11 protein-coding genes are annotated in these 12,369 nt (G+C 43.1%); 8 read left to right on the top strand and 3 right to left on the bottom strand.

Translation table 11 applies throughout. The features are described from left to right. Positions 1 to 21 precede the first annotated feature (21 nt). Positions 22 to 681, top strand: a complete 660-nt coding sequence (locus JMF81_RS06000) for a YczE/YyaS/YitT family protein (protein WP_243282552.1) — start codon at positions 22 to 24, stop codon at positions 679 to 681. A 72-nt stretch (positions 682 to 753) separates the two neighbouring features. Here the strand turns inward: JMF81_RS06000 and JMF81_RS05995 are convergent, their stop codons facing one another. Beyond that, on the bottom strand, positions 754 to 1,653 hold the full coding sequence (locus tag JMF81_RS05995; RefSeq protein ID WP_201310545.1) for a glycyl-radical enzyme activating protein: 900 nt from the start codon (positions 1,651 to 1,653) through the stop codon (positions 754 to 756). Positions 1,654 to 1,831: 178 nt separating this feature from the next. Here JMF81_RS05995 and JMF81_RS05990 point away from each other — a divergent pair, with 178 nt between their 5' ends. The 3 genes from JMF81_RS05990 to JMF81_RS05980 all read left to right on the top strand — a co-directional run bounded on the left by JMF81_RS05990 (position 1,832) and on the right by JMF81_RS05980 (position 5,793). Next, positions 1,832 to 4,243, top strand: a complete 2,412-nt coding sequence (locus JMF81_RS05990) for a glycyl radical protein (RefSeq protein ID WP_201310544.1) — start codon at positions 1,832 to 1,834, stop codon at positions 4,241 to 4,243. Between the two features lie 68 nt (positions 4,244 to 4,311). Then, complete coding sequence (locus tag JMF81_RS05985) at positions 4,312 to 4,992, top strand: fructose-6-phosphate aldolase (protein WP_201310543.1); 681 nt, start codon at positions 4,312 to 4,314, stop codon at positions 4,990 to 4,992. Between the two features lie 45 nt (positions 4,993 to 5,037). Beyond that, positions 5,038 to 5,793 carry a DeoR/GlpR family DNA-binding transcription regulator gene (locus tag JMF81_RS05980; RefSeq protein WP_201310542.1) on the top strand — a complete coding sequence of 252 codons (756 nt, stop codon included), beginning with the start codon at positions 5,038 to 5,040 and terminating at the stop codon, positions 5,791 to 5,793. Between the two features lie 90 nt (positions 5,794 to 5,883). Here JMF81_RS05980 and JMF81_RS05975 read toward each other — a convergent pair whose 3' ends face one another. Beyond that, entirely contained in the window at positions 5,884 to 6,177 is a 294-nt protein-coding gene (locus JMF81_RS05975) for a hypothetical protein (protein WP_201310541.1), read from the bottom strand. A gap of 180 nt (positions 6,178 to 6,357) precedes the next feature. Here JMF81_RS05975 and hrcA point away from each other — a divergent pair, with 180 nt between their 5' ends. From hrcA to dnaJ, 4 genes are all read left to right on the top strand, one after another. After that, a complete protein-coding gene (gene hrcA, locus JMF81_RS05970) occupies positions 6,358 to 7,389 on the top strand; it encodes a heat-inducible transcriptional repressor HrcA (RefSeq protein ID WP_201310540.1) in 1,032 nt (343 codons plus the stop codon). Beyond that, positions 7,364 to 7,987 (top strand): nucleotide exchange factor GrpE, encoded by a 624-nt coding sequence (gene grpE / locus JMF81_RS05965; RefSeq protein WP_201310539.1) that lies wholly within the window; start codon positions 7,364 to 7,366, stop codon positions 7,985 to 7,987. The genes hrcA and grpE overlap by 26 nt, the downstream gene beginning before the upstream one ends. Before the next feature lie 245 nt (positions 7,988 to 8,232). Further along, positions 8,233 to 10,092, top strand: coding sequence for a molecular chaperone DnaK (gene dnaK / locus JMF81_RS05960; RefSeq protein WP_201310538.1), 1,860 nt, complete (start codon positions 8,233 to 8,235; stop codon positions 10,090 to 10,092). 25 nt (positions 10,093 to 10,117) lie between these two features. After that, a complete protein-coding gene (dnaJ, locus tag JMF81_RS05955; RefSeq protein WP_201310537.1) occupies positions 10,118 to 11,269 on the top strand; it encodes a molecular chaperone DnaJ in 1,152 nt (383 codons plus the stop codon). A 58-nt stretch (positions 11,270 to 11,327) separates the two neighbouring features. Here the strand turns inward: dnaJ and JMF81_RS05950 are convergent, their stop codons facing one another. Beyond that, complete coding sequence (locus JMF81_RS05950; protein ID WP_201310536.1) at positions 11,328 to 12,143, bottom strand: Cof-type HAD-IIB family hydrolase; 816 nt, start codon at positions 12,141 to 12,143, stop codon at positions 11,328 to 11,330. Positions 12,144 to 12,369 lie beyond the last annotated feature (226 nt).

Genomic DNA, 12,369 nt, shown 5'->3' with positions numbered 1-12,369 from the left:
AGGAAGAAAGGATGATGTATTTTGAAGGAACAGTTAAACCGTGCGGTAATCTACTTCTTCGGACTGATTGTTTTGGCGCTTGGTATTGTGTTAAATACGAAAACTCTGCTGGGCGTCTCACCGATTATTTCAATTCCGTACAACGTCTGTCAGATTGGTCATTTTAATCTTGGAATCACTGTTTTTATTTTTTACAGCTTCTGCGTTCTTGTGGAAGCGGTCATAAAAGGAAAGAATTTTAAGATTTATGATCTGCTGCAGATTCCGATGAGTCTTGTAACAAGCATGTTTATTAATTTTTTTGATCAGTATCTGAATTTGCAGCCGGATACAGTGGCTGGAAAATTTCTGCTTTTGATTGCTGCGGTGCTGGTAACAGGAATCGGAGCGGCAACCATGGTGAATATGAAACTGATTCCAAATCCTGCAGATGCTCTTGCAGCGGCGATCGGAGAAAAGATTCACAGAGATATGGGACTGGGAAAGAATATTTTCGATTTTACCTGTTTTTGTATTGCATTGGTGATTGGTTTTGCTTTTACCGGACATATCATTGGAATCGGCATAGGAACTCTTTTTGTTGTGATTTTTACAGGGAGAGTGATTGCTGTTTATAATTATCTGCTGAAAGTTAAGATGCAGATGGCAGCAGGACTGCTGACACAGGAAGAGATGTTTTAACGGAAGAAAATGAAATAAGATATTTGAATTAAAAACCCCTGCCGGGCTGATTCGGCAGGGGTTTTTGTATAATTAGAAGAAACATTTGAGCCCGGCGTCCAGAAAAACTTTCTGATAATCAGAAAGATCTTCCGGGTGAAGAGCTTCCACATGTTCATAATCATAAGATCTTCCGAGAAGATGATATTTATTTTCGCCAAACTGATGAAATGGCAGAAGCTGGACCTGATCGGCGTTTACTTCTTTCAGGAGCTCTGCAATTCCTGCTGCGTCTTCCAGAGAAGCATTAAAGCCTGGAATCACAGGGATCCTTGGAAGGACATTCAGGCCGTTTTGGACAGCCCATTTGAGATTTCTGATGATCTGTTCATTGCAGACTCCGGTTCCTTTCTGATGCTTTCTGGAATCATAATGTTTTACATCAAACAGCAGCAGATCAAACTCCGGGGCCAGATCCTGAAAGATATCATCAGAAACATAACCGGTAGTTTCAATGGCAGTATGGATATTGTGTTTTTTTAAACGGAACAGCAGCGCTTTTACGAAATCAGACTGAACCATTCCCTCTCCTCCGGAGATCGTTACGCCGCCTCCGGACTCTTCATAAAAGTCAACATCCTGAAGGCAGACTTCAGTGACGTCATCTGCTGTTTTTTCTTCCCCTTCATAGCTGAGTGCCTCCCCCGGACAGTTTCGGACACAAGACAGGCATCCGCTGCAGCGGTCATGGTCAATCTGAATGTGATCTTTTTTCAAAGAAAAAGCCTGATTTGGACATGACTGAACACAGGTCTGGCAGTGCAGGCATTTCTTCTGGTCGTAAAGAATCTGCACCTCGCTCAGCTGGGATTCCGGATTGGCGCACCATTTGCACCGAAGAGGACATCCTTTCAAAAAGACGGTTGTCCGGATTCCCGGTCCGTCGTGGATGCTGAATTTTTGTATATTAAAAACAATTCCTTTGTCTGACATGTTTTTTCTCCCTTCTTATATTGATAACATCATAACACAAAAGTTACGAAATGTAAATAAAATAGTTTTAAATGAAAGAAAAATATTGACAAATGAAAGAAATGTAGTATGATAGAAGTATAGAAGCCAGAGAAAATGTTTTGAATGAAACTTTTGATTCCTATGGAGGTATATGAATATGAAGAATGTAGAGCATTTTGGAGACTTAACACCAAGGATGGAACGGTTCCGTGAAGAAGTCCTGGATAAGAAACCATATATCTGCGCAGAGCGTGCGCTGCTTGCGACAGAAGCATATAAGAAGAATCAGAATCAGCCGCCGGTAATGAAACGTGCGCTGATGTTAAAAAATATCCTGGAGAAAATGTCTATCTATATTGAGGATGAAACACTGATCGTTGGAAACCAGGCTTCCTCTAATAAAGATGCCCCGATCTTTCCTGAATACACATTGGAATTTGTTATCAACGAACTGGATTTGTTTGAGAAACGTGACGGAGACGTTTTCTATATTACAGAAGAAACCAAAGAGGCTCTGCGGTCCATTGCTCCATTCTGGGAGAACAATAACCTGAGAGCAAAAGGAGGAGCTCTGCTTCCGGAAGAAGTAGATGTGTTTATGGAAACAGGATTCTTTGGAATGGAAGGAAAACTGAATTCCGGAGACGCGCATCTTGCTGTTGATTATCCGACTATGTTGAAAACCGGTCTGAAAGGATATGAAGAGAGAACGAAGAAATTGAAGAGTGAACTGGATCTCTGCCAGGTAGAAAGCATTGATAAAAACTGCTTTTACAAAGCAGTACTGATCGTAATTGACGCAGTAAAGAATTTTGCTCATCGTTATGCGGATCTGGCAAGAGAGATGGCAGAGAAGGCTGAGGAGCCAAGAAAAGCAGAATTACTGGAGATTGCACGGATTTGCGATAAAGTTCCATATGAGCCGGCAGAGACATTCCAGGAAGCGGTTCAGGCTACCTGGTTTATCCAGCTGATCCTGCAGATTGAATCTAACGGACATTCTCTTTCCTATGGACGTTTTGATCAGTATATTTATCCTTATTATAAACATGATATTGAAAATGGAACATTGACAGACGATCAGGCAGTGGAACTTCTGGATAATCTCTGGATCAAAACATTGACTATTAATAAAGTAAGAAGTCAGGCACATACATTAAGCAGCGCCGGAAGCCCGATGTACCAAAATGTTACCATTGGAGGACAGACGCCGGATAAGAAAGACGCCGTAAATCCGTTATCCTTCCTTATCCTGAAATCCGTTGCCCAGACAAGACTCCCACAGCCGAATCTGACAGTCAGATACCACAGGAACATGTCAAAAGAATTTATGGATGAAGCAATCGAAGTTATGAAACTGGGAACCGGAATGCCGGCATTTAACTCTGATGAGGTAATTATCCCGTCCTTTATTGAAAAAGGCGTAGCGGAAGAAGATGCTTATAATTATTCTGCTATCGGATGTGTGGAAACTGCGGTGCCTGGAAAATGGGGATACCGCTGTACCGGAATGAGTTATCTGAACTTCCCAAGAGTCCTTCTGATCGCTATGAACGATGGAATCGATCCGACATCAGGAAAACGCTTTGTAAAAGGATGCGGACATTTCAGAAACATGAAATCTTACAAGGAACTTCAGGATGCAGTAGAATATGTAACAAGAGAGCTGACCAGAATGAGTGTTATCGTGGAAAATGCGATTGATCTGGCCATTGAAAGAGAATGCCCGGATATTTTATGTTCTGCCCTGACACAGGATTGTATTGGAAGAGGAAAAACCATCAAAGAAGGCGGAGCTGTATACGATTTCATTTCCGGACTTCAGGTGGGAATCGCTAATATGGCAGACAGTCTGGCAGCGATCAAAAAACTTGTATTCGAGGAAGGAAAAATCACGCCGGATGAATTATGTGACGCTCTGGAAGATGATTTTACCAGTCCGAAGAATCAGAAAATCCAGAAGATGCTGATCAACGATGCACCGAAATATGGAAATGACATTGATTATGTAGACGATCTGGTAGTCGAAGTATATGATCAGTACATTGATGAAATGAAGAAATATCCAAATACAAGATATGGCAGAGGTCCGATCGGAGGAATTCGTTATGCCGGAACCTCCAGCATTTCAGCAAATGTAGGGCAGGGAATGAACACCATGGCAACTCCGGATGGACGTAAAGCTCATGAGCCTCTTGCAGAGGGATGTTCACCGGCTCATTCTATGGATAAGAGCGGTCCGACTGCAGTATTTAAGTCTGTATCCAAACTGCCGACACATGAAATTACAGGCGGAGTTTTGTTAAATCAGAAAGTAACACCGCAGATGCTGTCTACAGAAGAAAACAAGCAGAAACTGGAAATGATCATTCGTACTTTCTTTAACCGCTTGGATGGATATCATGTACAGTACAATGTAGTATCCAGAGATACGCTCATCGATGCGCAGAAGCATCCGGAAAAACATAAAGACCTGATTGTTCGTGTTGCCGGATATTCCGCATTTTTCAATGTATTATCAAAAGCAACGCAGGACGATATCATCGGAAGAACAGAGCAGACTTTATAATTTATGAAGAAAAAATGTTCTTTTGTATGGAGAAAAATAAAATTTTAGTATAAAATAGGAGAAGAAAAATGGAATTTATTTTAGATACAGTGGATTTGGAAGAAATTAAAGATGGAATTGACCATATGCCGATTTCAGGAGTTACAAGCAATCCTTCTATTGTAAAGAAAACAAGTCCGGAAGATTTTTTCGGACATATGAGGAAAATACGGGAGATCATTGGAAAAGACCGAAGCCTTCATATCCAGGTGATTTCACTGGAGGCAGATACGATCGTTGAGGAAGCCCACAGAATTTTAAAAGAAATTGATGATCAGGTTTATATTAAAGTTCCGGTTTCTTATGAGGGATTAAAAGCAATCAAGATGCTGAAAGCAGAAGGAATCCATGTTACGGCAACAGCGGTATATGATCTGATGCAGGCATATTTTGCCCTGGCAGCCGGCGCCGATTATATTGCGCCGTATGTAAACAGGATTGGAAATCTGGGAAGCGATCCGATGGAACTGATTGGAAATCTTCAGGACCGGATCGATGATGACGGATATGACTGCAAGATTGTTGCGGCATCTTTCAAAGGAGTAGAGCAGATAAAGAACGCATTCAATTATGGAGCGGAAGCAGTTACAGCGCCGTATGCAGTTCTGAAGCAGGTTTTTGCAAATCCAAATATCGATAAAGCAGTCACAGATTTCAATCAGGACTGGTACAGTGTATATGGAGAAGGAAAGGGAATCTGCGATCTGTAATCACAAAACTGAAGGATAGAATCAGAATAAGAAAGGATGAAAGATATGACAGACCGGCAGACAAAAATTCTCGAGATTGTAACACAGCAGAAAAAAGTTGAGGTGGCAGCTTTATCTGAACTGCTTGGCGTGTCCCAGGTAACAATCCGAAAGGATCTGGATGCACTGGAGAGTATGGAACTGCTGGTGAGGGAGCACGGCTATGCCGCAGCGAAGAATATGTCAGATATCGGGAACCGTCTGGCGGTGAGATACGATGTAAAGCAAAAGCTTGCCCAGGCGGCGGCGGAACTCGTATCGGATGGGGAAACGGTTATGATAGAATCCGGATCCAGCTGTGCTCTTCTGGCGTCATGTCTTTCTGAAACAAAAAAAGAAGTTACGATCATTACAAATTCCTCGTTTATTGCCCGGTTTATCCGGGAATCCGGCAGCGGCGACACGAAGGTCATACTGCTGGGAGGAGAATATCAAAAGGATGCGGAAGTTATGGTTGGACCGCTGGTAAAAACATGTGCAGAAGCGTTTTATGTGGATAAGCTGTTCATGGGAACCGATGGATATATTCCGGGAATCGGTTTTACCTGTGGCGACATGATGCGGGCAGAAGCCATGAAAAGCATGATGGGGTCTGCGAGAAAAGCGGTCATTCTGACAGATTCCAGTAAATTTCAGGAACACGGAGTTGTCCTTCAGTCACGGCTGAAAGACATTGATATGATATTTACGGACGATCAGATTCCGGAAGAAACAAAAACAACTCTGGAAAACAATGGCATCCAGGTTAAGATCGTACAGTAAGCAAAAAATTTTCAAGTGGGAAGTGCCCTCAGACGGATCATATAAAGAAAAGATCTGTCTGGGGGACTTTTGTTTTACAGGCAATGCGGCCTATTTGGGGAAGACAGACTGTATCTGGCGCATCGCTTCCTGTGTATATGGATCCATCTGATCTATCTGCCGGAGGACTTTCTGAATATGTTTTGTTTCCGGTGAGGGGAAGGCTTTCACAGAAACGGCCAGAAAAAACAACAGAAGAATAGAAAATCCGATTCTCAGTTTTAGAAAAGTCCAGTATGTAGGAATCCTGCTGTCATCATGGGAAGATGTTTTGCCTGCGTTCATTTTTTCGTAGGTCTGATTCAGTTTCTGACGTTCCAGTTCAAAATTCGGATTCTGATTCATTGTCATCACACTCCTTATTTTTTATTCTATGAAAGCGTTTTCAAAATATTTCCCAAAAAGAAATTGCAAATAAATAAATTTTTTTTGAAATATAGTTGACAATAAAATACAAAAGTGATACTTTAAATATAGATGTTAGCACTCGGTATTGTTGAGTGCTAATAACAGGGAGGGAAAGATATGGAACTAAATGATCGTAAAAAATTAATATTAAAAGCGATTATAGCCAACTATCTTGAAACTGGTGAACCGGTGGGATCAAGAACCATATCAAAACATCCGGATCTGAATCTAAGTTCCGCAACCATTCGGAATGAGATGGCGGATCTGGAAGATATGGGTCTGATTTTACAGCCGCATACATCAGCAGGACGGATTCCTTCCGATGCAGGATATCGCTTCTATGTAGATCAGCTGATGATGGAACGGGAGACAGAGAGCGAAGAAAAACAGGCATTGATACAGAAGGTCGACAGAATGGAAGTTCTGTTGAAGCAGGTAGCCAATGTCCTGGCAAGTAATACGAACTATGCCACTATGGTCTCATCCCCTCATTATCAGAAAGTTACGCTGAAGTTTGTACAGCTGTCTCAGGTGGATCACGAACATCTGCTTGCTGTTATTGTGACCCAGGGCAATGTTGTTAAGAACAAGATGATGTCGGTGGAGGAACCGCTGTCTAATGAAGATATTTTGAAGCTGAATGTTTTGCTTAATACATTCCTTCAGGGATTATCGCTCAGGGATATTAATTTGGAACTGATTCAGACAATGCGGGAGCAGGCAGGCATCCGGCAGGATATTTTAGAAAAGATTCTGGAAGAAGTCGCCAAAACGATCCATGAGGCAAATCAGATGGAGATATATACAGGCGGAGCGGCCAATATCCTGAAGTATCCGGAACTGGGAAATCCAGATACAGCCACAGAGCTGCTGGATACTCTGGCAGAGAAAAAGGCACTGACAAAACTGGTTGACTCAACTTTGGATCAGGATGATGAACATCATGGAATTCAGGTTTATATTGGAGAAGAATCTCCGGTACAGAACATGAAGGACTGCAGCATTGTAACAGCGACGTATGAACTTGCGGAAGGCGGCACAGGAACGGTAGGAATTATCGGACCGAAGCGCATGAACTATCGAAAAGTTGTAAAGACTTTGAAGAATCTGACCGAGGAGCTGGATGATATCTTTAAAGGAAAAACCTGAGAAAGGAAGTGAAGGAATGAAAGAACAAGAAAAGAAATTCCAGGAGAAAGAGGAAAAAGACGCAGAGACATCTGCAGAAAATATAGAAGAAAAAGAGGCTGATAAAAAAGATTCTGAAGAAAAAGCAGAAGACAAAAAAGATGATCTTGAAGATCAGATTAAGGCTAAGGACGCAGAGATTGCGGACTGGAAAGATAAGTATCAGAGACTGATGGCAGAATTTGAGAATGCCAGAAAGAGGATGAGCAAAGAATCTACACAGCGCTATGACATGGGAGCTATGGGAGTGCTCGAAAAACTCCTTCCGGTGATTGACAATTTTGAAAGAGGTCTTGAAAGCGTATCAGAAGAAGAAAAAGATTCCGCGTTTGTACAGGGAATCCAGCAGATTTATAAACAGCTGATTTCTGTGATGGAAGATCTCGGAGTTACACCGATGGACGCAGAAGGCAAGGAGTTTGATGCGAATCTTCACAATGCGGTTATGCATGTGGAGGATGAAGAACTCGGAGAAAACATCGTAGCGGAAGAGCTGCAGAAGGGATACATGTACAAAGAAAGCGTACTTCGTCACAGCATGGTAAAAGTAGCAAATTGACAAGAGCACTTAGCGAGGCATTGGCTGACTTAGCGAACGAAGTGAGGTTAGTCAACAAGCCGTTCCCGAGACTCAGCGAATCTGAGCTAAGCGAAGGATGAGCGCTAGTCGAGTGGAACTACCTTATAAAGAAAGCGAAGCGCGATGCGCCGGCTGACTTGGCGGACGAAGTTCAGATGTCAGTCAGCAAATCAATATTTATTGAAAAAAATGAAAAAAGTGATAGAGTTTAGGAGGAATTGATCATGGGTAAAATCATTGGTATTGACTTAGGAACAACAAACAGCTGTGTAGCTGTTATGGAAGGTGGAAAACCTACCGTTATTACAAACGCAGAAGGAATGAGAACAACACCATCTGTTGTAGCATTTACAAAAACAGGGGAACGTGCGATTGGTGAACCTGCAAAACGTCAGGCTGTCACAAACGCAGAAAAAACAATCTCTTCCATCAAGAGACATATGGGAACCGATTACAAAGTAAACATTGACGGAAAAGCATATTCTCCACAGGAAATTTCCGCAATGATCCTTCAGAAATTAAAATCTGACGCAGAGAATTATTTAGGAGAAAAAGTTACAGAAGCTGTTATCACAGTTCCTGCATATTTCAATGATGCTCAGCGTCAGGCTACCAAAGATGCCGGTAAGATTGCCGGACTGGATGTAAAACGTATCATCAACGAGCCGACAGCAGCAGCATTATCTTACGGACTTGACAATGAAAATGAACAGAGAATCATGGTATATGACTTAGGCGGAGGTACATTCGATGTATCTATCATCGAAATTGGTGACGGTGTCATCGAAGTATTATCTACAGCCGGAGACAACAAACTGGGTGGAGATGACTTTGATAACGTAATCACACAGTATATGCTGGATGAATTCAAGAAACAGGAAGGCGTAGACTTATCTACAGACAAGATGGCAATGCAGAGATTAAAAGAGGCTGCAGAAAAAGCAAAGAAAGAATTATCTTCTTCTACAACAACGAACATCAACCTTCCGTTCATCACTGCAACAGCAGAAGGACCAAAACATTTCGATATGAACCTTACAAGAGCAAAATTCGATGAATTAACAGCTCATCTGGTAGAAAGAACAGCAGGACCAGTAAATTCTGCATTAAATGATGCTGGATTATCTGCATCTGAATTAAGCAAAGTCCTTCTGGTCGGCGGATCAACACGTATCCCGGCTGTTCAGGAAAAAGTAAAACAGTTAACAGGAAAAGAGCCATTTAAGGGAATCAACCCGGATGAATGTGTTGCAATCGGTGCATGTATCCAGGGCGGTAAATTAGCTGGTGACGCCGGAGCAGGCGATATCCTTCTTCTGGATGTTACTCCGCTTTCATTATCTATCGAGACAATGGGCGGTGTTGCAACAAGACTGATCGAGCGTAATACAACAATCCCTACAAAGAAGAGCCAGATCTTCTCTACAGCAGAAGATAATCAGAGCGCAGTAGATATCAACGTAGTTCAGGGTGAGAGACAGTTTGCAAAAGACAACAAATCTCTTGGAAGATTCCGTCTGGACGGTATCGCACCTGCAAGACGTGGAGTGCCTCAGATTGAAGTAACATTCGATATTGATGCAAACGGTATTGTAAATGTATCTGCAAAAGACCTTGGAACAGGAAAAGAACAGCATATTACAATCACAGCAGGATCTAACATGTCTGAGGAAGACATCGATAAGGCTGTAAAAGAAGCAGCTGAATTTGAAGCTCAGGATAAGAAGAGAAAAGAAGCAATCGACGCAAGAAACGAAGCAGATTCCATGGTATTCCAGACAGAAAAAGCCCTGGAAGAAGCAGGAGATAAAGTAGATCCTTCTGAGAAAGCAGCAGTGGAAGATGACCTGAAAGCATTAAAAGACCTTGTAGAACAGACAAAAGATCAGGAAATGACAGATGCACAGGTTGAAGACATGAAAGCAAAGAAAGATAAACTGATGACAAGCGCACAGAATCTGTTTGCTAAGATGTACGAAGCAGCTGCAGGTCAGGCAGCACCGGAAGGCAATGCAGGTGCAGGACAGACAACATCCGGCGGAGCAGATGACAATGTCGTTGACGGTGATTACAAAGAAGTATAAGAGAGAAGAGAAAAGGTAGACGATCATGGCAGAGAAGAGAGATTACTATGAAGTGTTAGGGGTTGACCGCAATGCTTCTGATGCAGAGATAAAAAGAGCCTACCGAAAACTCGCAAAAAAATATCATCCGGATATGAACCCTGGAGACAAAGAAGCAGAAGCAAAGTTCAAAGAGGTGACAGAAGCCTATGAAGTGCTGAGTGATTCTGAGAAAAAAGCGCAGTATGACCAGTTCGGTCATGCTGCCTTTGAACAGGGCGGCGGTTTTAATGGCGGCGGCTTTGGAGGCTTTGATTTCGGCGGTGATATGGGTGACATCTTTGGCGATCTTTTCGGCGGAATGTTTGGCGGCGGAGCCAGAGGAGGACAGCGGCAGCAGAATCGTCCGGCTCAGGGAGCTCATGTCCGCGCAAGAGTTCATGTAACATTTGAAGAAGCCATTTTTGGCACAACAAAGAAAATAGAGATTACTTTGAAAGATGAGTGTACATCCTGTCACGGAACCGGTGCAAAACCGGGAACACAGCCGGAAACTTGTCCAAAATGCGGCGGCCGCGGACAGATTGTATATACACAGCAGTCTATGTTTGGTACGGTTCAGAATGTGCAGACCTGTCCGGAATGTCATGGAACCGGTAAAGTGATCAAGGAGAAATGTCCAGACTGTCACGGAACCGGTTATACAAGCAGCCGGAAGACCATTGAGGTTACAGTGCCGGCCGGAATTGATAACGGACAGAGTATCCGGATCCGCGGAAAAGGAGAACCTGGTGTCAACGGCGGACCAAGAGGAGACCTTCTTGTGGAAGTCATTGTACAGAGACATCCGAAGTTCCAGAGACAGGATACGACCATTTACTCCACAGAGCCGATTTCATTTACACAGGCTGCACTGGGTGCAACCATTCAGATTCCAACGGTGGATGGACCGTATGAATATACGATCAAACCGGGAACACAGACGGATACAAGAATCCGTTTGAAAGGAAAAGGTGTTCCAATGGTAAGAAACAAGAACGTCAGAGGAGATCATTTCGTCACTTTGGTCGTTCAGGTGCCGGAACATTTAAATGGAGAGCAGAGAGCAGCGCTTCAGAAGTTCCAGGAAGCAATGGGAGAAGTGCCGAAGCACCACGAGCACGAACATAAAGGCTTCTTTGGAAAACGTAAAAAATAGACACAATAAAAGGAAGAAACGGAATGAGAAAATCTCACCGCTTCTTCCTTCTTTTACTTCAGGATAAAAAGTCCAGCAGATGTTCCAGACTGTGGGCGATTCCATCATCATTATTAGACAGAGTCACTTCATCGGCAGCATCTTTCAGTGCATCGCATGCATTTCCCATTGCAACGCCGTGTCCGGCAAACTGAATCATTTCCAGATCATTTTCCGCATCGCCGAAAGCGATCACTTCCTCCGGACGGATTCCCAGTTTTTCACAGACCAGCTGCAGACTGGCAGCTTTATGAATGTTTTTCGGCATAGCCTCAATATAAAATGGAGCCGTACGGACAAATTCCAGGCGGTCTTCATAAGGTTTTCCGATCACAGACAGTACATCATACAGCTGTTCCGGCTGCACGGATGTCAGAATCTTCACAAGATCAAAATCCAAAGCATCAGCGAGAGAAGGAACGATGGTGCAGTCCATAGCATTATTGGAGCATTCATGGTCCAGCTTATAAGTATCCTCAGATTCCGCGTAAAACTGCTCTCCGTCATCAATGATCGGAGAAACCGGAAAATCTTTCAGATAATGAAGAACTTCCACTGCCAGATCATGGGGAATGATTGTCTGCGATAAAATTTCTTTAGTTGAGGCGTCAACAATCTTGCCTCCGTTGTAGGCAATCAGAATTCCGTGGTGTTTGTCACAGTCAATGGCGTGCATTTCCCGGAAAAGTCCGTGAAGCGGTCTTGCGGAAGCCAGGGCGACGCGAATCCCGTGTTTCTGTGCCTGCTTCAGAGCAGCGGCAGTTCTTGGGGTAACGGCTTTTTCATCATTGCACAGAGTACCGTCCAGGTCCAGTGCGATCAATTTGTAACTCATACGTAAAAATCCTCCTAATATATAAGTGTAGGGTTTCAGTACCCAACAGCCAGTTGGGACTTCATCCTCTCATTGTTTAAGCTGTATAATGATTAGGCATCGGTCTGACAAAAACTCCCAGGACCATAAAGGCGCCCGTCAGAAAGCCTGTCATTGCAGCCATTCGATTTATGCAGGTTGAACTACTACAATACGTTTGTTTGATACCCCAGGAGATGGAATCGGC

It is taken from the genome of Anaerostipes butyraticus (assembly GCF_016586355.1).
In the GTDB taxonomy this organism is placed as follows: Bacteria; Bacillota; Clostridia; order Lachnospirales; family Lachnospiraceae; genus Anaerostipes; species Anaerostipes butyraticus.
This window is presented reverse-complemented; position numbering and strand designations above follow the sequence as displayed.

Excerpts from the sequence above, each read along its gene's own strand:
- JMF81_RS05975 (WP_201310541.1), bottom strand. The coding sequence starts at position 6,177 with ATGAATCAGAATCCGAATTTTGAACTGGAACGTCAGAAACTGAATCAG.
- grpE (WP_201310539.1), top strand. The coding sequence starts at position 7,364 with ATGATATCTTTAAAGGAAAAACCTGAGAAAGGAAGTGAAGGAATGAAA.
- JMF81_RS05990 (WP_201310544.1), top strand. The coding sequence starts at position 1,832 with ATGAAGAATGTAGAGCATTTTGGAGACTTAACACCAAGGATGGAACGG.
- JMF81_RS05950 (WP_201310536.1), bottom strand. The coding sequence starts at position 12,143 with ATGAGTTACAAATTGATCGCACTGGACCTGGACGGTACTCTGTGCAAT.
- dnaK (WP_201310538.1), top strand. The coding sequence starts at position 8,233 with ATGGGTAAAATCATTGGTATTGACTTAGGAACAACAAACAGCTGTGTA.
- dnaJ (WP_201310537.1), top strand. The coding sequence starts at position 10,118 with ATGGCAGAGAAGAGAGATTACTATGAAGTGTTAGGGGTTGACCGCAAT.
- JMF81_RS05985 (WP_201310543.1), top strand. The coding sequence starts at position 4,312 with ATGGAATTTATTTTAGATACAGTGGATTTGGAAGAAATTAAAGATGGA.
- JMF81_RS05995 (WP_201310545.1), bottom strand. The coding sequence starts at position 1,653 with ATGTCAGACAAAGGAATTGTTTTTAATATACAAAAATTCAGCATCCAC.
- JMF81_RS05980 (WP_201310542.1), top strand. The coding sequence starts at position 5,038 with ATGACAGACCGGCAGACAAAAATTCTCGAGATTGTAACACAGCAGAAA.
- hrcA (WP_201310540.1), top strand. The coding sequence starts at position 6,358 with ATGGAACTAAATGATCGTAAAAAATTAATATTAAAAGCGATTATAGCC.